General features: G+C 48.5%; 16 protein-coding genes. 15 read left to right on the forward strand and 1 reads right to left on the reverse strand.

What is annotated here, in order from left to right; all coding sequences use genetic code 11:
* From purH to BBI11_RS04735, 15 genes are all read left to right on the forward strand, one after another.
* Nucleotides 1-1536, forward strand: a complete 1536-nt coding sequence (gene purH, locus BBI11_RS04665; protein WP_068461094.1) for a bifunctional phosphoribosylaminoimidazolecarboxamide formyltransferase/IMP cyclohydrolase — start codon at nucleotides 1-3, stop codon at nucleotides 1534-1536.
* Between the two features lie 16 nt (nucleotides 1537-1552).
* On the forward strand, nucleotides 1553-2803 hold the full coding sequence (purD, locus tag BBI11_RS04670; protein WP_068465609.1) for a phosphoribosylamine--glycine ligase: 1251 nt from the start codon (nucleotides 1553-1555) through the stop codon (nucleotides 2801-2803).
* A gap of 190 nt (nucleotides 2804-2993) precedes the next feature.
* Nucleotides 2994-3584, forward strand: coding sequence for a GNAT family N-acetyltransferase (locus tag BBI11_RS04675; protein WP_068461095.1), 591 nt, complete (start codon nucleotides 2994-2996; stop codon nucleotides 3582-3584).
* Between the two features lie 144 nt (nucleotides 3585-3728).
* Nucleotides 3729-5465 (forward strand): adenine deaminase C-terminal domain-containing protein, encoded by a 1737-nt coding sequence (locus tag BBI11_RS04680; protein ID WP_068461097.1) that lies wholly within the window; start codon nucleotides 3729-3731, stop codon nucleotides 5463-5465.
* A complete protein-coding gene (locus tag BBI11_RS04685; protein WP_068461102.1) occupies nucleotides 5465-6514 on the forward strand; it encodes a DUF3048 domain-containing protein in 1050 nt (349 codons plus the stop codon). The genes BBI11_RS04680 and BBI11_RS04685 overlap by 1 nt, the downstream gene beginning before the upstream one ends.
* 43 nt (nucleotides 6515-6557) lie before the next feature.
* Nucleotides 6558-6878 (forward strand): YerC/YecD family TrpR-related protein, encoded by a 321-nt coding sequence (locus BBI11_RS04690; RefSeq protein WP_068461104.1) that lies wholly within the window; start codon nucleotides 6558-6560, stop codon nucleotides 6876-6878.
* A gap of 129 nt (nucleotides 6879-7007) precedes the next feature.
* A complete protein-coding gene (gene pcrB / locus BBI11_RS04695; protein WP_068461106.1) occupies nucleotides 7008-7709 on the forward strand; it encodes a heptaprenylglyceryl phosphate synthase in 702 nt (233 codons plus the stop codon).
* A 31-nt stretch (nucleotides 7710-7740) separates the two neighbouring features.
* The gene (gene pcrA / locus BBI11_RS04700; RefSeq protein WP_068461108.1) at nucleotides 7741-9957 is read left to right on the forward strand and encodes a DNA helicase PcrA; all 2217 of its coding nucleotides are present in this window, start codon (nucleotides 7741-7743) and stop codon (nucleotides 9955-9957) included.
* A 15-nt stretch (nucleotides 9958-9972) separates the two neighbouring features.
* Nucleotides 9973-11979 (forward strand): NAD-dependent DNA ligase LigA, encoded by a 2007-nt coding sequence (gene ligA, locus BBI11_RS04705; protein WP_068461109.1) that lies wholly within the window; start codon nucleotides 9973-9975, stop codon nucleotides 11977-11979.
* Nucleotides 11980-11991: 12 nt separating this feature from the next.
* On the forward strand, nucleotides 11992-13122 hold the full coding sequence (locus BBI11_RS04710; RefSeq protein ID WP_068461110.1) for a CamS family sex pheromone protein: 1131 nt from the start codon (nucleotides 11992-11994) through the stop codon (nucleotides 13120-13122).
* Nucleotides 13123-13221: 99 nt separating this feature from the next.
* Complete coding sequence (gene gatC / locus BBI11_RS04715) at nucleotides 13222-13512, forward strand: Asp-tRNA(Asn)/Glu-tRNA(Gln) amidotransferase subunit GatC (protein ID WP_068461111.1); 291 nt, start codon at nucleotides 13222-13224, stop codon at nucleotides 13510-13512.
* Between the two features lie 18 nt (nucleotides 13513-13530).
* Complete coding sequence (gene gatA / locus BBI11_RS04720) at nucleotides 13531-15000, forward strand: Asp-tRNA(Asn)/Glu-tRNA(Gln) amidotransferase subunit GatA (RefSeq protein WP_068461112.1); 1470 nt, start codon at nucleotides 13531-13533, stop codon at nucleotides 14998-15000.
* Entirely contained in the window at nucleotides 14997-16427 is a 1431-nt protein-coding gene (gatB, locus tag BBI11_RS04725) for an Asp-tRNA(Asn)/Glu-tRNA(Gln) amidotransferase subunit GatB (RefSeq protein WP_068461113.1), read from the forward strand. The genes gatA and gatB overlap by 4 nt, the downstream gene beginning before the upstream one ends.
* 865 nt (nucleotides 16428-17292) lie before the next feature.
* Nucleotides 17293-17850: a thioredoxin family protein gene (locus BBI11_RS04730; RefSeq protein ID WP_068461115.1), complete on the forward strand. Its 558-nt coding sequence runs from the start codon at nucleotides 17293-17295 to the stop codon at nucleotides 17848-17850.
* Between the two features lie 101 nt (nucleotides 17851-17951).
* Nucleotides 17952-18866, forward strand: a complete 915-nt coding sequence (locus tag BBI11_RS04735) for a diacylglycerol kinase (RefSeq protein ID WP_068461117.1) — start codon at nucleotides 17952-17954, stop codon at nucleotides 18864-18866.
* Between the two features lie 49 nt (nucleotides 18867-18915).
* Here the strand turns inward: BBI11_RS04735 and BBI11_RS04740 are convergent, their stop codons facing one another.
* Entirely contained in the window at nucleotides 18916-19350 is a 435-nt protein-coding gene (locus BBI11_RS04740) for an NUDIX hydrolase (RefSeq protein WP_068461120.1), read from the reverse strand.
* Nucleotides 19351-19354 lie beyond the last annotated feature (4 nt).

A 19354-nucleotide genomic window follows, 5' to 3' on the forward strand; every position in this document is an offset into this window, starting at 1 on the left:
ATGAAAAGAAGAGCATTGATGAGCGTATCGGACAAATCCGGTATTTTGGAATTTGCCCGTGAATTAGTGAAGATGGATGTTGAAATTCTGTCGACGGGCGGCACACGCAAACATTTAGAAGACAATGGCGTGCCGACAACTGCAGTGGATGAAGTGACCGGTTTCCCTGAAATCCTCGGGGGGCGCGTAAAAACCTTGCATCCGTTGATTCACGGCGGACTGCTCGCGAAACACGACGATAGCGAGCATCAGCAGCAAATGGATGACAACGGCATCGCGCCGATCGAGTTTGTCTGTGTGAATTTATACCCATTCCGTGAAACCATTTCAAAACCGGATGTGTCAGTAGACGATGCCATCGAAAACATTGATATCGGCGGCCCAACGATGCTGCGTTCTGCAGCGAAAAACCACGCATATGTGACGGTCATCGTCGATTCAGGCGATTACGAAGCAGTGCTAGCAGAACTGCGCGAACAACAAACAACAAGTCCGGAGCTGCGCCGGAAACTCGCTGCGAAAGTATTCCGCCATACAGCGGCATACGATGCATACATTTCCAATTATTTGACGGACCTGACAGATGAGCAGTATCCAGAGCAATTGACCCTTACATATGAATTGTCCCAAGCGCTTCGCTACGGGGAAAACCCGCACCAAAAAGCAGCGTTCTATAAGAGTGCGCTCGGTTCGGATTTCTCGATCGCACATGCCACGCAATTGCATGGCAAAGAACTTTCCTATAATAATATCCAAGATGCCAATGCGGCGCTTCAAATCATTAAGGAATTTACGATGCCGGCGAGTGTCGCAGTCAAGCATATGAATCCTTGCGGCGTCGGTACCGGCAATACGCTTTCCGAATCGTTCCAAAAAGCGTATGAAGCGGACTCGACATCGATCTTTGGGGGCATCGTCGCCTTGAACCGCGAAGTCGATCTTGAGACCGCACAGCAATTGTCGCAGATTTTCCTTGAGATCGTCATTGCGCCATCGTTCACAGAAGAAGCACTGGCAGAACTCGGCAAAAAGAAAAACATCCGAGTATTGACGGTACCGTTTGAAACCAAACGCCGCGATAAGTGGAATACCGTCACAGTTGAAGGCGGCTTGCTTGTTCAAGAGCCGGATACGTTCGGCTATGAAGATGCTGAGATTCGCGTCGTGACGGAGAGGCAGCCGACAGAACAAGAACTTGAAGCTTTGAAACTTGGTTGGAGTGTCGTCAAGCATGTGAAATCCAATGCCATTGTCGTCTGTGACGAGTCGATGACTTTAGGCGTCGGGGCTGGGCAAATGAACCGTGTGGGTGCAGCTGCCATTGCACTCGAGCAAGCAGGCGAGAAAGCAAGTGGCGCAGCGATGGCCTCGGATGCATTCTTCCCGATGTCTGATACGGTCGAAACAGCGGCGAAGGCCGGCATCAAAGCGATCATTCAGCCAGGTGGATCGAAAAAAGATCAGGAATCGATCGATGCAGCGAATGCGCACGGCATCGCAATGGTCTTCACAGGCATCCGTCATTTCAAACATTAATCGGAGGTGCACGATGATGAACGTATTGGTTATCGGGAAGGGCGGACGTGAACACGCACTCGCGCATCAATTTGCCATCTCACCGTCGGTCGCGAAAGTTTACGTCGCGCCAGGCAATGACGGCATGAAACAGGATGCACAGCTTGTGGATATCCATGAGACGGATTTTGAAGCTTTGGCAAGGTTTGCTGAGGACAATGAAATTGCCTTTACATTCGTTGGGCCGGAACAACCGCTGTCAGAAGGTATCGTTGATTTCTTCCAAGCACGCGGCTTGAAAGTTTTTGGTCCCGACAAAGCCGCTGCACGCATCGAAGGCAGCAAAGCATTTGCCAAGGAATTGATGAAGCAATACAAGATCCCGACTGCAGCTTATGAAAGTTTTACAAACACGGAAGAAGCTATAACTTATATCAAGCAGCAAGGCGCGCCGATTGTCATTAAAGCAGATGGACTTGCAGCCGGCAAAGGTGTGGTCGTCGCACAAAGTGAACAGGAAGCAATCGATGCAGTGAAGGATATGCTGGATGGCCAGAAATTTGGCGACTCGGGATCGACTGTCGTCATCGAAGACTTTTTGGATGGTGAGGAATTTTCCTTTATGTCCTTTGTCCAAGACGGCAAGATCTACCCGATGGCCATTTCACAAGACCATAAACGTGCGTTTGATGGCGATAAGGGTCCAAACACAGGCGGTATGGGCGCATATTCGCCAGTGCCGCAGATTTCGGAAGCGGTCATCGAGGAGACTTTTGCGAAAATCGTTCGTCCGACGGTAGATGCGATGGCTCAAGAAGGCACGCCGTTCAATGGCATTTTATATGCAGGCATCATCTTGACTGCTCAAGGACCGAAAGTAATCGAGTTCAATGCGCGCTTCGGCGATCCGGAAACGCAAGTGGTCTTGCCGCGCCTAAAGACTGACCTTGGCGCATTCATTGCAAGCATCCTGGACGGGATAAGCATGGATCTTGAATGGGATGACCGGCCGGTACTCGGTGTGGTCATCGCGGCGGAAGGTTATCCGGGCACTGCCGCGAAAGGAGCCGTTTTGCCGGAGTTGGATAAACTAGACGGGGTAACCGTGACACATGCTGGCACGAAAGGCGCTGATGGTCGGTTTACAGCAAATGGTGGCCGAGTCCTGCTCGTTGCCGGCAGCGGAGAAACCTTAGCAGATGCTCAGCAAACAGTCTACCACGCACTTAAACAATTGGAGTGGGGCGGTTTCTTTTACCGCACAGATATCGGCTGGCGTGCAATCTAACTAAATAATTGTTATAATAAAATGGCACAATTTCATGGCGAAACTGTGTCATTTATTTATGCAGCACCGCGCTGCAGAGGATTTTCAACAGCCCACTTTTACCTCTTTTACTAAACTCCAATTTTCACCCATCACTACCCCGGAACCAACAAAACCAGCAGGGCATTCAAACTCGGAAGGAGCAAAAATGATGAACTGGTATGAAAAATTGAATCAATATTTCCCAGTGGAGGAAATGAAATCGAAAGAGCATATGGACACTTTGCTGAAGGAAAAAGGCAGTGTCTACTACAAAGATGAGGGTCCTTATCATGTCCTAATGTATGCGGAATTCCCAAGCTTCTCGTTCGTGGACTATTTATTTGTATCGAAAGAGTCACGTGGCATGGGTATTGGCAAGAAAACTTTGCAAATGCTTAAGGACAAGAACAAACCGATCATCTTGGAAGTTGAACCGGTCGATTACGAAGACACGGATTCCGAGAAACGCCTGCGCTTCTATGCACGCGAAGGTTTTGAACATGCCGCATCAATCGGCTATTGCCGCCGTTCACTCGCGACTGGCGAAGAAAACTCAATGGAGATTCTTTACTGGGCGCCGAACAATGAAACCGAAGAAGAGATTTTTGAAGCGATGAAGAAAATGTATGAAGACATTCATACGTATAAAGACGAACATTTCTACGGCGAGTCGTATGATCCGGTTTCAGACGTCTTAACGAGAAAAGAACAAGACCAGAAGGATATCCTGAAACCATTCAGCGATCCGGTCAATAAGTAAACCTAAATCCACGTCTGAGACGTGGATTTTTTATGTCCGGTGCTGCAAAAAGGAGGCTTGTTTTCAGGTCATTCTCTGTAAAATAATGCATAATTATGCTAGGATACGATATATGGATATTGAAAAGAGAGCAGGTGCCTTCGGATGGTAAACCCTTTATGGAAAAATACAGAAATACGGAAACAATTGAAAATTGTATCGAAAGAATTGTCCCCGGATCTTGTGCTGACGAACGCGACTTATCTGCACGGGATATTTAAAAAATGGGTGAATGGAAATATATGGATCGATGGAGACCGTATCGTTTACGCAGGACAAGACATGCCAAAAATTGATGATTCGACAGAAGTAGTGGACGTCAGCGGCAAATGGATCGTTCCTGGCTATATCGAGCCCCACGTCCACCCGTATCAACTCTACAATCCCCAGCAATTTGCCGATTATGCTGCGCAAGGCGGAACAACCGGGTTCATCTCAGACAACTTGCCGTTATTTTTAGCGTTAGAAAATGAGAAAGCGTTTACATTACTTGACCGTATGGCGGAACTCCCGTTCACGTTTTACTGGTGGACACGCTTCGATTCGCAGACGGAACTCGTCGGGGAAGACCAAAAATTCACCTCGAAAGCAGTTGGCGAATGGCTAGAGCGTCCAGATGTCATCTTAGGCGGAGAATTAACAGGCTGGCCGAAGTTATTGGCTGGCGACGATCAAATGCTTTATTGGATCCAAAAAGCAAAAATCAGTTTGAAGAAAATTGAGGGGCATTTCCCCGGAGCTTCCGAGAAAACCTTGGCACGCATGAAATTGCTCGGTGCTGACGGAGACCATGAAGCGATGACTGTTGATGAAGTGGAGACGCGCTTATTGCATGGCTACGGCGTGACGCTGCGCCATTCCTCGATCCGTCCGGATTTGCCAGAATTATTAGCGGGAATTGTTGAGCGGGAATTGAATGTGTTCGATAAATTAATGATGACAACAGATGGCTCAACGCCCGTCTTTCATAAAGATGGCGTCATAGATATGTGCATCCAAATCGCGCTCGACGCAGGTGTTCCAGCAATTGATGCCTACATGATGGCTTCTTATAATGTAGCGCGTTATTACAATCTGACGAGCTTGCACGGTTTGATCGCAACGGGGCGCTATGCGGATTTGAATATTCTCGATGCGATCGACAACCCAGTGCCGAGCGGCGTCATTTCCAAAGGGGTCTGGCTCAAGCGCGATGGCGAGAAAGTGCGCTCACTCGATGAAGTGGATTGGTCGGTACTGCCGGAATTGGATCTTGACTTTGAATTGACCGATGACGATTTCCAGTTTTCGATGCCGTTTGGTGTGGAGATGGTCAATGATGTCATCACCAAACCCTATTCCGTAAGCGTCGATACGAACGTTGAGCGCTTATCGAAAGAACATGGCGAAAGCTTCCTCATGCTTATCGATAAAAATGGCAAATGGCGGGTAAATACCTTGATCAAAGGATTCGCGACAGAAGTCGATGGGTTTGCTTCTTCTTATACCAACACAGGCGATATTGTACTGATTGGCAAAAGTCAAAAAGACATGTGGAAAGCATTTGAAGCCGTGAAGCGTCTAAGAGGCGGAATTGTCTTAGTCGAAGATGGCGAGACCGTCTGCGAATTGCCGCTGCCTATTGGCGGCATCATGTCTGATTTGCCGATGGAATCGTTAATGGAGCAGGAAACTGAGCTGAAGAAAGCTTTGAAACAACGCGGCTATGAACATGGCGACGCTGTCTACACCTTATTGTTCTTGATGGCGACGCATTTGCCTTATGTGCGCATCACCCAAAAAGGCATTTATGACGTCATGAATAAAACCATTCTATTCCCAGCGTTCATGAGAGGCCAGTAATGAAAAAGTGGCTGGTCTTGCTTGCTGTGCTGTTAGTCGCAGCTGTCTTGGGTTTGTGGCTGATAGGAAGGGATAACGCGGAAGAACCGGCAAATCCACAAGTTCCAGATGCACAGAAAACACCTGACATGCCGGAGCAAGTGCTCACCACAGCCCCGTTTACAGGTATGCAAGGAAACGGGCCATATAGCAGCAGGCCAGTGATGGCAGTCATCAATAATCATCCAGAGGCGCGTCCTCAAACTGGGTTAGTCGAAGCTGATATGGTTTTTGAAATCATTGCAGAGTACAACATCACGCGGTTTTTGGCGTTGTATCAAAGTCAGTTTCCCGTAGCTATTGGGCCGGTGCGCAGTGCGCGTAATTATTTTGTCGAATTGGCTCAAGGCTATGACGCATTTTTCATTGCTCACGGTTACAGCCCGGAAGCCCAGCAATTGCTGGAGTCGGGAGTGATTGACCACGTCAACGGCATGCAATACGACGGGACCTTGTTCAAGCGTTCGGTGGACCGTGTCGCGCCACACAACTCCTATATTAGCTACGACAACGTCGGACTTGCGATGCAGATGACCGACGCTTCACCCAATTACCGCATAAAAGCACCTTATACTTTCTCTGCGGCGGGCAGTAATGATAAACTAGGAGAACAAGCTGCTTCTATTGAAGTAACCTACGGTGGCGACCCGCTTTTTGCGAGTGACTATACGTATGATGCAGAGACGCAGCTTTACGGCCGGTCAACGGGCGGAGTCGACACGGTCGATAAGGATACTTCGCAACGGATCGAAGTCGCCAATATCTTGGTCATGGAAATGGCACACGAAACGATCGATGCGAAAGGGCGTCAGGAAATTGATCTCGTTTCCGGCGGACAGGCGTTGTTGTTCCGTGAAGGACGCGTACAGACAATCAATTGGCGTGCAGAAGATGGCATGCTCGTGCCAGTCGGAAATGACGGGCCAGTTGAATTGAAGCAAGGAAAAACCTGGGTCCATATAATTCCGGAGTTGCCGGGAATAGACCAGGCGGTACAATATAGCCCGTAGAAGCGGGATCAATCGAAGAGCAATGAAAGGACGTTGAATGTGCATGCAAGTTGATAAGATTAGAGGGCCGCAGACCGATCAATTGATCGAAGCGGTGCTGGCATTGGAAAACAAAGAACAAGCCTATCGATTTTTTGATGATTTGTGCACGATCAGCGAGATCCAATCGTTATCACAGCGATTTGAAGTGGCGCATATGTTGCGCTTGAAAAAGACTTATGAAAAAATCAAGAACGAAACGGGCGCGAGCACAGCGACGATTTCGCGTGTACGCCGCTGCTTGAATTATGGCAACGATGCATACGAGGAAATGCTTGATGTATTGTATCCGGAAGAAAAGCAGAATGAACTTCCAAAAGACTGACCAGCGAATGATGCTGGTCAGTTTTTTCGTGAGTTGAATTTTCATTTGTGGATGGATGGGGACAGAGTGTTGGGCGATCTTTTGTTATAATGGAAAGATGAAAAACAAAGTACAGTTAGGAGAATACCTGTGGACTTTCAAACATGGCGGCATGTCTTTAAATTAGACCCTGCAAAAGAAATGTCAGATGGACATTTGGAACGAATTTGCAAATCCGGGACTGATGCCATCTTGATTGGCGGAAGCGATGATGTCACACTCGACAATGTCCTGGAGTTGATGGCCCGTGTGATGCACTATTCGGTGCCAGTTGCACTTGAAGTGTCGACGGTCGAATCAGTGACGCCGGGCTTTGACTATTATTTCATTCCGACGGTGCTCAACAGCAGCGACCCCAAATGGATCAAAGGGCTTCATCATGAAGCGATCCGGGAGTACGGCGAGATCATGGACTGGACGGAGATCGTTCCGGAAGGCTATTGCATTTTGAATCCGGACTGTAAAGCGGCACACTTGACCGGGGCGGATGCATCTTTGAGTGAAGAAGATGTGCTCGGATATGCACGCATGGCGGAGCATTTCTTTAAGTTGCCGATCTTTTACCTGGAATACAGCGGTGTGTATGGCGATCCGGAATTAGTGAAAAAAACCGCGTCGGTGCTATCCGAGACTCGGCTATTTTATGGTGGCGGCATTGATTCAGCGGAGCGCGCCAAGGAAATGGCCGCCATCAGCGACACGATCGTAGTCGGCAATATTATTTATGAAAATCTAAACCAAGCGATTGCGACCGTCAAGGCAGTTGCGGAAACGGCTGAGCAATCGTTATAATAGTAGGAACAAATGTTCGAGGTGGTGCACAATGGAAATAATCACGAAAAACTTGCTGCGGGGCATGAACCCCGAGCAAGAAGAAGCAGTCAAAACAACAGAAGGCCCGCTATTGATCATGGCCGGTGCGGGATCCGGGAAAACACGCGTATTGACACACCGCATCGCGTACCTGGTACTGGAAAAGCAAGTCTATCCGTCCAATATCCTCGCGATCACTTTCACCAATAAAGCCGCACGTGAAATGCGTAACCGAATCGATGGGCTATTAGGCCACGGAACGGGCGACCGTATGTGGGTGTCAACATTCCACTCGATGTGTGTGCGGATTTTGCGCCGTAACATTGACCGCTTAGGCTTTTCGAAAAGCTTCTCGATTTTGGATACGACCGATCAATTGACGGTCATCAAGAATGTCTTGAAACAGCAAAACCTGGACCCAAAAAAATACGAGCCGCGGACGATGCTGAACGCTATTTCGTCGTCAAAAAACGAATGCATTGATGCAGAAACCTTTGCGGCGAACGCCAATCAATTCAATCCGTACGAAAAAACGGTGGCAGAAGTATTCACTGGCTACCAAAAACGGCTCCAAAAAAACCAATCGCTCGATTTTGACGATTTGATTATGATGACCTTGAGACTCTTTGAAACGGTACCAGACGTGTTGGATTATTATCAGGATAAATTCCATTACATCCATGTGGACGAGTATCAGGATACAAACAATGCCCAATACCAACTGGTGCAGCTACTGGCGAAGAAATTTAAAAATATTTGTGTCGTCGGCGATTCCGATCAGTCGATCTACCGCTGGCGTGGGGCGGATATTACCAATATCCTGTCGTTCGAAAAGGATTATCCGGATGCCAAAGTGATTATGCTCGAACAAAATTACCGTTCGACTAAGCGCATTTTACAGGCGGCAAATGACGTTATCCAGAAAAACACGAGCCGCTATCCGAAAGAGTTGCGTACCGATAATGATGAAGGACCGGCGATTACGCTTCATAAAGCAGGCGATGAGCGACAAGAAGCCCAGTACATTGTCCAGACCATTCAAAACCTCATGCAAGAAGAAGGATACAAAACTTCTGATGTTGCCATTCTCTACCGGACCAATGCCCAATCGCGGATTTTAGAGGAAATGTTCGTCAAATCGAATATGAGCTACACGATTGTCGGCGGCACGAAGTTCTATGACCGCAAAGAAATCAAGGACCTGCTCGCTTATTTGCGTTTGATTGCTAATAATGAAGACGATTTGTCGCTTGCTCGCGTCATTAACGAACCAAAGCGAGGCATCGGTGCAACGTCATTTGAGAAAATGGCGCGCTTTGCGATCGAGCAGGACCGTACGATTATGGATTCCTTGCAAGAAGCGGATTTCATGGGGCTGACGGCAAAAACCGCACAGACCGCGCTGGAATTCCGGGCGATGATTGCTGGATTCACCGAAATGCAGGAATTTTTATCGGTAACGGAATTGGTGGAAGAAGTGCTGAAGAAATCCGGCTACCGCCAAATGCTCCAAAACGACAAGACCATCGAAGGCGAAAGCCGCCTCGAAAACTTGGATGAATTCCTAACAGTGACGCAAGCTTTTGAAAAACAAAGCGATGACAAGTCACTGGTAGCGTTTTTGACCGATTTGGCTTTGATTGCAGACATCGATTCACTCGACGAGGAAGAAGAACAAGGCGACGGCCCAATCATCCTTATGACGATGCACGCAGCGAAAGGTCTCGAGTTCCCGGTCGTGTTTATCGCAGGACTTGAAGAAAACGTCTTTCCGCATTCACGCTCGAACAACGATGAGGAAGAACTAGAAGAAGAGCGGAGACTCGCCTATGTTGGGATTACGCGCGCCGAGAAACGGCTGTATTTCACGCACGCTTCGTCACGGACAATTTTCGGCAAAAGCAATTTCAATATGCCATCGCGTTTCATTTCCGAAATTTCAGAAGACCTCATTGAACAAACGTTTGCCAATCACCGTGCTGGCGCTGCGACAAGTTACAAGCAAGCGCCAAAACGAAAAGCGGTCATGAAACCCTCTTACCAGCAATCTGGCGGCGACCGCTTGGGCTGGAAAACAGGGGACCGCGCGAAGCATAAAAAATGGGGCGTGGGCACGGTCGTCAACGTCAAAGGCGAAGGCGAGCAAACAGAGCTCGATATCGCTTTCCCAAGCCCAACAGGCATCAAGCGTTTACTCGCAAAATTTGCGCCGATCGAAAAAGAATGATCTGGAGGAACTTGAATGGACCGCATTAAAGCTGAAGAACGTGTAACCGAATTGAATGAATTGCTCCGCGACTATGGGCATGCTTATTATGTGCTCGACAAACCGAGTGTGCCAGATGCTGTGTACGATCAATTACTTAACGAATTGATTGAACTAGAAACCCTATACCCTGATTTGATATTCCCGGATTCGCCCACACAGCGGGTTGGCGGGACGCCTTTATCGAATTTCGAGAAAGTCCGCCATGAGCGGCCGATGCTCAGTTTGTCGAACGTCTTCAATGAAGAAGATTTGCGTGATTTCGATAAACGCGTGCGCGGAGGCGCCGGAGACTCTGTGGAATATGTATGCGAATTGAAAATTGACGGTTTGGCGGTGTCACTTCATTACGAAGACGGCAAATTCGTGCGTGGTTTGACGCGCGGGGATGGCCGCGTCGGGGAAGACATCACGGTCAATTTACGCACAGTGCGTTCGATTCCGCTTAAACTGAAAGAACCCGTGTCGATCGAAGTACGCGGCGAAGTGTTCATGCCGAAAAAATCGTTCCATGCACTGAACACGGATCGCGAAGAGCGGGGCGAGGAATTATTCGCCAATCCGCGGAACGCTGCGGCCGGTTCGTTGCGCCAATTGGATTCGAAAATCGCTGCCAAGCGCAATCTAGATGTGTTCATCTATGGCATCGGGGGCGACGGTGAAACTTACGGCTTGAACGAACATGATGAGTCGCTTCGCTATTTGACGGAACTTGGCTTTAAAACGAATGGCGAGCGGAAAGTGTGCCGCTCGGTTGAAGAAGTGCTGGCATACATCGAACAATGGACGGATGCGCGCAATCAATTGAGTTACGAAATCGACGGCATCGTCATCAAAGTCAATCGCTTTCTCCACCAGCAAGATCTCGGCTTCACGGCCAAAAGCCCGAAATGGGCAACTGCTTATAAATTCCCGGCAGAAGAAGTGATGACGACGGTGCGCGATATCGAGCTGAGCATCGGCCGTACCGGCGTCGTCACACCAACGGCGATTCTGGAGCCAGTCGCTGTTGCCGGAACGACCGTGCAACGTGCATCTCTCCATAACGAAGACTTGATTCGTGAGCGCGACATCCGCATCAATGATAAGGTCATTATTCGAAAAGCCGGCGACATCATTCCGGAAGTCGTCAAAGCGCTGATCGAAATGCGGTCGGGGGATGAACAGCCGTTTGAAATGCCGACTGAATGTCCGGCATGCGCAAGCGAACTGGTGCGCATTGAAGGGGAAGTGGCACTGCGCTGCGTCAACCCGAAATGTCCGGCACAAATCGTCGAAGGCATGATCCATTTCGTGTCACGCAACGCAATGAATATAGACGGACTTGGCGAGAAAGTCATCGAGCAACTGTACCGTGAAGGGCTGATCCAAGATATTTCGGATCTCTACGCTTTGACCAAAGAGCAGTTGCTCGAACTCGAACGCATGGGCGAGAAATCTGCCAGCAACCTAATTGAGGCGATAGACGCGTCTAAGAGCAATTCGATGGAACGTTTGTTGTTTGGCCTTGGCATACGCCATGTCGGCGAACGGGGCGCACGCATTTTATCGGAACATTTCGGCTCGATGGATCAGTTGATGCAGGCAAGCTTGGAAGAATTGATTGAGATTCATGAAATTGGCGACAAAATGGCTGATGCCGTTGTTACTTATTTTGAAAAGGAAGAAGTTGCGTCACTTGTGGAACGTTTGCGTGAGCGCGGCGTCAATTTATTTTATACAGGCACGATCGTCCGCGTCGAAGAAGGCGCCAATGCGTTTGCCGGCAAGAAAATTGTCCTGACCGGGAAGCTGGAAAGCCTCACCCGTCAGGAAGCCGGCGCACGGATTGAAGCGCTCGGTGGTAAATTGACCGGCAGCGTCAGTAAGAAAACCGATTTACTGATTGCCGGCGAGGAAGCCGGTTCCAAGCTCGACAAGGCACAGGATCTCGGCGTGGAAGTGTGGAACGAAGAACGCCTGCTTATGGAATTGAACGAATAAGGAGATTAGTATATGAAACACATTTGGTGGATCCCCATCAGCATATTGCTGCTTTCGGGATGTGTCCCTTCCGGAAATGACGAGGCGGAAGTGATCAACACAGAACAAGATGAGGTGGAAACGGCCATCATTCCGAGTATGCAGCTCGACGATCAATATTACCGGACACTGTTGCCTTATAAGCAAAGCGCTACCCGCGGGAAAATCGTCAGCCGGCTGAATTCGCGTTACGACATCAAAGAAGCAGAGCACGGTTTATTGCGCCTGTCGCAGCAGCAATTCTCGCCGGATGATTATTATTTCCAGGAAGGCCAAAAAATCACTGATGAAGAAGCTTCGCTTTGGCTACAGCGTGAAAGCAAAGACAATCCGCAAGGGCTGAATCCAGAAGATGGCCGCAGCCAAGCGGAAACGGATGAAGGCGAGCGCCCACAACCGGAATTGCTGGCGCACATCCTGGAGCAGAATTACCTAGTGAAAACAGAAGAAGACAAGATACGTCTTGGCGGGGTGTCTATCGGGCTCGCAATGAATACGGTTTATTATAATTCCTCAGACAATATTCCTTACGAGGAAACTATCCCACAAGATCAAATCATCTCGGAAGGCAAGCGGATGGCTGATGAAATCGTCAAGCGCATACGAGAGAAAGAAGGTATGGGAGATGTGCCGATCCTTGTCGCGTTATTTGCACAGAACAGCCGCAATGCGATGACACCGGGGACTTACTTTTCTTATGGAGCTGCCCCGAAAGGCGAGACAGAAGTGGCGAATTGGAACGATCTCGATGAAGCCTATGTGGTATTCCCAACGTCTGGAACAAACGAGCAATACCGCGATATCGATACAGCGTTCCGCAACTTCAAGCAAGATGTTGAAGTGTATTTTTCAAACTTCACGAGTGTCATTGGCAAAGGTTTTTATCAAAATGGCCAATTGCAGGAGCTGAAAATTGAAATTCCGATCCAATTTTACGGGTCGGCTGAAGTGATTGGCTTTACGCAATATGTCACGGGCTTGATCCTCGATCATTTTCCGGACGATGTCCAAATTGAAGTAAACGTGACATCAACGAACGGAGCGGAAGCACTCATTTTACGGAAAGCCGGAGAAACAGAACCGGTTGTCCATATTTACGAGTAGGTCGGCAATTTTAGAGACAGCCAGTTGGCTGTCTCTATTCATTTTTTTAGAAAAATGGTATGATAGACCGTATGTTTATTGAATCCGGAGGTGTAGAAAATGGCGAAAATCACAAAAGAAGAAGTTATCGAAGTGGCCCACTTGGCACGTTTGGCAATTACCGATGAAGAAGCGGTGCATTTTGCAGATCAATTGGAAGCGATAACCAATGCGATGGAGTTGCTGAATGAATTGGATACGGAAAATGTAGAACCAACAACACATGTATTGCCGCTAGTCAACGTAATGCGCGAAGACAAGTCGATCGAAGGCTTGCCACGTGAAACAGTAATGAAAAACGTAAAAGAGCACGAAGGCGGACAAGTTCGCGTGCCAACGATTTTAGACTGATTGTGAGGAGGGAAAAAGATGAAGCTAGCTGATAAAACTGCAAAAGAATTGCAGGAATTACTACATAGTAAGGAATTGACGATTGCGGACCTGACAAAAGCGACATTCGAGCGCATGAAGGAATTGGACCCGAAAGTCGATGCTTTTTTGGCATTGAATGAAGAGCAAGCGACAACGCAAGCGGCAGAAATGGACCAAACGGAAGCAGGAGAACGCGGCCCGCTTTTCGGTTTGCCAATCGGAGTGAAAGATAATATCGTCACAGAAGGACTGGAGACGACTGCCTCGAGTTTGATCCTGAAAGGCTTCAACCCCATCTACAACGCAACGGTTGTAGATAAATTGCGTGAAGCTGGCATGATCATTGTCGGGAAATTGAACATGGATGAATTCGCCATGGGATCTTCCAACGAAAACTCTTATTACAAAAACACGAAAAATCCGTGGAATTTAGAAACAGTTCCAGGTGGATCATCAGGCGGATCGGCTGCGGCAGTTGCTGCAGGTGAAGTGCCGTTTTCACTTGGTTCCGACACGGGCGGATCGATTCGCCAACCGGCTGCTTTTTGCGGCGTCGTCGGCATGAAGCCAACATACGGCCGCGTGTCGCGTTTTGGTTTAATCGCTTATGCGTCATCTTTCGACCAAATCGGCCCGATTACGCGCACCGTAAAAGATAACGCCTTATTGTTGAACGCCATTTCCGGACACGACGAAAAAGATTCAACATCCGCAAATGTGGAAGTCCCAGACTTCACAGCAGCACTCACTGGCGATATTCAAGGGCTTCGCATTGGCGTGCCAGAAGAGTATTTCGCAGAAGGCGTCAGCGAAGCATCGAAACAAGCTGTAAAAGATGCGTTGAAAGTATTGGAAGAAAAAGGCGCAACATGGGAAGAGATTTCCTTGCCGCATTCCAAATACGCACTTTCGACTTATTACATCTTGGCTTCATCTGAAGCATCATCGAACTTGTCCCGTTTCGACGGCATCCGTTACGGCTACCGGACGGAAAAAGCCGGCAGCTTGCTGGAGTTCTATATGAACACGCGCTCTGAAGGATTTGGCGATGAAGTCAAGCGCCGCATCATGCTCGGAACGTATGCACTGAGCTCAGGCTATTACGACGCTTACTATAAAAAAGCGCAAAAAGTGCGCACCTTGATCAAGCAGGATTTCGATAAAGCGTTCGAAAACTTCGATGTTATCGTTGGGCCGACAACGCCGACGCCGGCATTCAAGATCGGTGAAATCATCGATGACCCGTTAACGATGTATGCGAACGATATCTTGACGATTCCTGTCAACTTGGCAGGTGTTCCAGCGATCTCAGTTCCGTGTGGATTTGACAACGGCTTGCCGCTTGGATTGCAGATCATCGGCAATTATTTCGATGAAGAAACCGTCTACCGTGTCGCGGATGCTTTCGAGCAGGCGACCGAGTTCCATAAAGAAACACCGCAAACATGGGAGGGAGCAGCACAATGAATTTCGAAACGATCATCGGGCTTGAAGTCCACGTCGAACTGAAGACGGAATCCAAAATGTTCTCGCCTTCCCCGGCACATTTCGGTGCTGAACCGAATACCAATACAAACGTCATCGATCTTGGCTACCCTGGAGTCCTGCCGGTTGTCAACAAAACAGCTGTCGATTGGGCGATGAAAGCGGCGCTTGCATTAAACTGCGAGATTACACGCCACACCAAATTTGACCGCAAAAACTATTTCTACCCGGATAACCCGAAAGCTTACCAGATTTCCCAATTTGATCAGCCGATCGGCGAACACGGCTGGTTAGAAATCGAAGTAAACGGCGAGAAAAAACGCATCGGCATCACACGCCTCCACATGGAAGAAGATGCAGGCAAGCTGACACATACCGGCAACGGCCACTCTCTTGTCGACTTTAACCGCCAAGGGACACCGTTGATTGAGATCGTTTCAGAACCGGATATCCGCACGCCAGAAGAAGCGTATGCATATTTGGAGAAAATCAAATCGATCATCCAGTACACAGGCGTTTCTGATGTGCGTATGGAAGAAGGCTCGCTTCGCTGCGACGCTAACATTTCCTTGCGCCCGTACGGCCGTGATGAATTCGGCACGAAAACCGAACTGAAGAACTTGAACTCATTCAACTTCGTCAAAAAAGGCTTGGAGCACGAACAAATTCGCCAAGAGCAAGTCTTGCTTGCAGGCGGCATCATCGAACAGGAAACACGCCGCTACGATGAATCAACTGGTAAAACCCTGCTGATGCGCATCAAGGAAGGTTCAGACGATTACCGGTACTTCCCAGAACCGGACTTGGTTGATATCGTCATTGACGATGCATGGCTAGAGCGCGTGCGCGCAGAGATTCCGGAACTGCCGGATGGCCGCAAAGCCCGCTACGTGTCAGAACTTGGTTTGTCATCATATGACGCCATGGTACTGACTTTGCAAAAACCGATTTCCGATTTCTTCGAAGCGACGGTGAAAGCCGGAGCCGACGCGAAATTGACATCCAACTGGATGATGGGTGAAGTGTCCGCATATCTCAACGCCCAGAACAAAGAGCTCGAAGAAACGGAACTAACACCAGAAGGGCTTGCCGGCATGATTAAATTGATCGGCGAAGGTACGATCTCTTCGAAAATCGCCAAGAAAGTCTTCAAGGAACTGATCGAAAAAGGCGGAGATCCGAACAAGATCGTCAAAGCGCAAGGCTTGGTACAGATCTCGGACGAAAACGTATTGCTTGAATACGTTACCAATACATTGGACGCCAACCCGCAGTCGATCGAAGATTACAAGAACGGGAAAGACCGCGCAATCGGCTTCCTCGTCGGGCAAATCATGAAAGCAACCAAAGGGCAGGCCAACCCGCCGCTCTTGAACAAAATCCTCCTAGAGGAAATCGCGAAACGTTAATTAGAAAAAGGATGGCTCACTCAGCCATCCTTTTTTTTGTGGATTATTTTAGTGAATGCGATTCAAAAGTTAAATCTGGTAGTCGAAATGTTATTTCCTTGAGATTCCGCTCCAAGGGGCACGCTTGAGGCCTGCAGGATGCAGGTCATGCAGCTGATGCGACAGGACGTCGCGTTTTCAGCTGCCCGAATAAGGGGCGGGTGTTGAGCCAATGTGCCGCAAAGAACGCGGCACATTTGTCTCGCCAGCCCGCGCGGTCCCTCAGGCGTCGGCCCCTTTCCGCTTCATATCTAAGTGTATTGGGGAAATGAAATTCAACTGTCACTGAAATTAGTATGAATAGTTTTGGAGAGTTTTGTAATTGCATAAAGAATAGCTAATGAACCATCTTTTCCACTATCAAATCTAGCTAAGCATTCCCACCAGCGGATGAAGACAATCAACAGTGACACTTCTTCGCACGTAACATCCACTGGAATCTAAAAGCCGAACCGCGCACACGGGCGAGCCGAAGCAATGAGACGAGCGTCTTTCCCGGCTCATTGTGGGAGGCCAGCCCAAAGCGGGAGGCGACTGCTTCACGATAAAATAATCCAAGAACGATTCATTTCACTATCAAGTCCAGCTAAGCCTACTTCTTAGCTTATTGCGAAAGGCCAGCCCAAAGCAGAAGACAGCTATCTCGTGGTAAAATAGACAATGAATTATCCATATCGCTCTCATGTCTAATTTACTGCTCTGCATTATAAACCAGCAACCGCTACGAAATGTAGACTTAATTGGAACAATTCTACAGCTTTTTGCTTAAAAGTTTGCCGCAAAGGGAAAAGAACAGGTAAACTGTTGGGTAAGGAGACGTGATAGAATGATGACGGAACGGGAATATTTTGAGCACGCCATCACGCTGGAGAAATACATGGCGCAAATGGAGTCAAATCAAGAAAAAACTTATACGATCTACGAGAAATTCAAGCTGCCGGACGACACGGAATTTATCGATAAGTTGAAACAGCAGCGAGTGAACATCTTGGCGATTACCGAAGACTGGTGCGGCGATGCGATGATGGTCAACCCGATTCTGAGAAAATTGGCAGAAGCGGGGGATCTCGAAGTGCGCTGTGTTTACCGCGATGACAACCCAGAACTCATGGATCGCTATTTGACGAACGGCGGCAAGTCGATTCCGAAATACATCTTCCTGTCCGAAAGTGGGGAAGTAATGGGCTCTTGGGGGCCACGTTCACCAAAAGTCCAACAGATGGTCGATGAGAAGAAAACAAAACTGCCGGAAAAAGAAAATCCTCAATACGAATTGCATTGGAAAACGATTGTCGGAGAGATATCGGATCGTTTCACGTCTGATCCGGATCTCTGGCAAGATACGTATGAAGACATTCGCAAAAGCTTGCAAGAAATCTTGTAATACCATACAGACAGCCGGCTGCAGAATGTCCCGTTCGCGGGAACTTTCTGCAGCCCTGTCATGTCCTGTTTTTAGAGAATGGTCCAGAAAGGCTGAATCCGATGAAACGAGCACGCATAATTTATAACCCAACATCCGGCAGGGAATTGTTCCGCCGCCACCTTCCGGAAGTATTACAAAAGATGGAAATCGCAGGATACGAAACCTCTTGCCATGCAACAACATGTGAAGGGGACGCAGTCAAGGCGGCAGAGTATGCCGTCGAGCATAAATTTGATTTAGTAGTAGCAGTTGGCGGAGACGGGACACTCAATGAAGTGGTTTCAGGAATTGCTAAATATCCGGAACGCCCGAAAGTGGGCTTGATTCCAATGGGCACGACCAACGACTTCGCGCGCGCCGTACGCATACCGCGCGACATCAACCGCGCCGTTGACATCATTATCAAAGGTGAGTCGATCCCTGTCGATATCGGAGTGATGAACGATGACCGTTATTTCGTCAATATTGCCGGAGGCGGCCGTCTAACGGAGCTAACCTATGAAGTTCCAAGCAAACTCAAGACGGTACTTGGCCAGTTGGCCTATTACTTAAAAGGCATCGAGATGATTCCATCGATTCGTTCTTCACGCGTCCGCATTGAATACGATGGGCAAGTGTTCGACGACAAAGCGATGATGTTCTTGATTGGGCTAACCAATTCCGTCGGCGGTTTTGAAAAGCTAGCGCCGGACGCGAGTATTAATGACGGCAAATTTACTTTGCTCATTCTGAAAGAATTGAATATGGCAGAGTTTATCCGTGTGGCTTCCCTAGCGCTTCGCGGGGAACATTTATCCGACCCTCATGTCTTATATGTGAAGGCAAGCAAGATTTCAGTGACATCCAATGAACGCGTCTTGCTCAACTTGGACGGCGAGTTTGGCGGTATTTTGCCGGCTACTTTCGAGAACTTGGAGCGGCATATTGAAATGTTCGTACCGCTGGAATACATCAAAGAAAAAGACCGCAAATAAAAAACGATCCGCTCAACCCGGTGTGGTGGAGCGAATCGTTTTTTTAAGCTTAATATTCCAACAATTCGATGGCTTCGTCTTGGTCTGCCGCAAGCTTCGGGAGATCTTCAATTGGTTCCCAGCGATACTGGACGACTAGCCCATTGTCGCGGCCTTTGCTTTTGATCGTATGTTCAAATTCGTCAATTTTTTCGCCAGTGTATTCAAAATGGAAGATGTTGCGCTCGTACGCTTTTTCTTTGTGCGACGGGTAGTAATTGTATTTATGAATTTTCCCGACGAATTCGAGCACATTGCGCGGCAAGCCGGTTTCTTCTTTCACTTCACGGTACAGGGCATCGATCAATAATTCGCCATCGCCGATCGTTCCGCCTGGCACCTGCAGTCCGACTTCGGGTTCGCCTTTGTACTCGAATACGAGCAATTCTCGGTTGTTTTCTTCGCCTCTGGTGATATAGGCAAATACCTTTCTGCTTGTTTCCATATGA

This window comes from Planococcus maritimus, from assembly GCF_001687625.2.
Lineage (GTDB): Bacteria > Bacillota > Bacilli > Bacillales_A > Planococcaceae > Planococcus > Planococcus maritimus.

What these genes read in the sequence shown, in the direction of transcription:
- BBI11_RS04675 (WP_068461095.1), top strand. Translation starts at nt 2,994, where the DNA reads ATGAACTGGTATGAAAAATTGAATCAATATTTCCCAGTGGAGGAAATG.
- BBI11_RS04730 (WP_068461115.1), top strand. Translation starts at nt 17,293, where the DNA reads ATGATGACGGAACGGGAATATTTTGAGCACGCCATCACGCTGGAGAAA.
- gatC (WP_068461111.1), top strand. Translation starts at nt 13,222, where the DNA reads ATGGCGAAAATCACAAAAGAAGAAGTTATCGAAGTGGCCCACTTGGCA.
- BBI11_RS04735 (WP_068461117.1), top strand. Translation starts at nt 17,952, where the DNA reads ATGAAACGAGCACGCATAATTTATAACCCAACATCCGGCAGGGAATTG.
- gatB (WP_068461113.1), top strand. Translation starts at nt 14,997, where the DNA reads ATGAATTTCGAAACGATCATCGGGCTTGAAGTCCACGTCGAACTGAAG.
- purD (WP_068465609.1), top strand. Translation starts at nt 1,553, where the DNA reads ATGAACGTATTGGTTATCGGGAAGGGCGGACGTGAACACGCACTCGCG.
- ligA (WP_068461109.1), top strand. Translation starts at nt 9,973, where the DNA reads ATGGACCGCATTAAAGCTGAAGAACGTGTAACCGAATTGAATGAATTG.
- purH (WP_068461094.1), top strand. Translation starts at nt 1, where the DNA reads ATGAAAAGAAGAGCATTGATGAGCGTATCGGACAAATCCGGTATTTTG.
- BBI11_RS04710 (WP_068461110.1), top strand. Translation starts at nt 11,992, where the DNA reads ATGAAACACATTTGGTGGATCCCCATCAGCATATTGCTGCTTTCGGGA.
- gatA (WP_068461112.1), top strand. Translation starts at nt 13,531, where the DNA reads ATGAAGCTAGCTGATAAAACTGCAAAAGAATTGCAGGAATTACTACAT.
- BBI11_RS04680 (WP_068461097.1), top strand. Translation starts at nt 3,729, where the DNA reads ATGGTAAACCCTTTATGGAAAAATACAGAAATACGGAAACAATTGAAA.
- pcrA (WP_068461108.1), top strand. Translation starts at nt 7,741, where the DNA reads ATGGAAATAATCACGAAAAACTTGCTGCGGGGCATGAACCCCGAGCAA.
- BBI11_RS04740 (WP_068461120.1), bottom strand. Translation starts at nt 19,350, where the DNA reads ATGGAAACAAGCAGAAAGGTATTTGCCTATATCACCAGAGGCGAAGAA.
- BBI11_RS04690 (WP_068461104.1), top strand. Translation starts at nt 6,558, where the DNA reads ATGCAAGTTGATAAGATTAGAGGGCCGCAGACCGATCAATTGATCGAA.
- BBI11_RS04685 (WP_068461102.1), top strand. Translation starts at nt 5,465, where the DNA reads ATGAAAAAGTGGCTGGTCTTGCTTGCTGTGCTGTTAGTCGCAGCTGTC.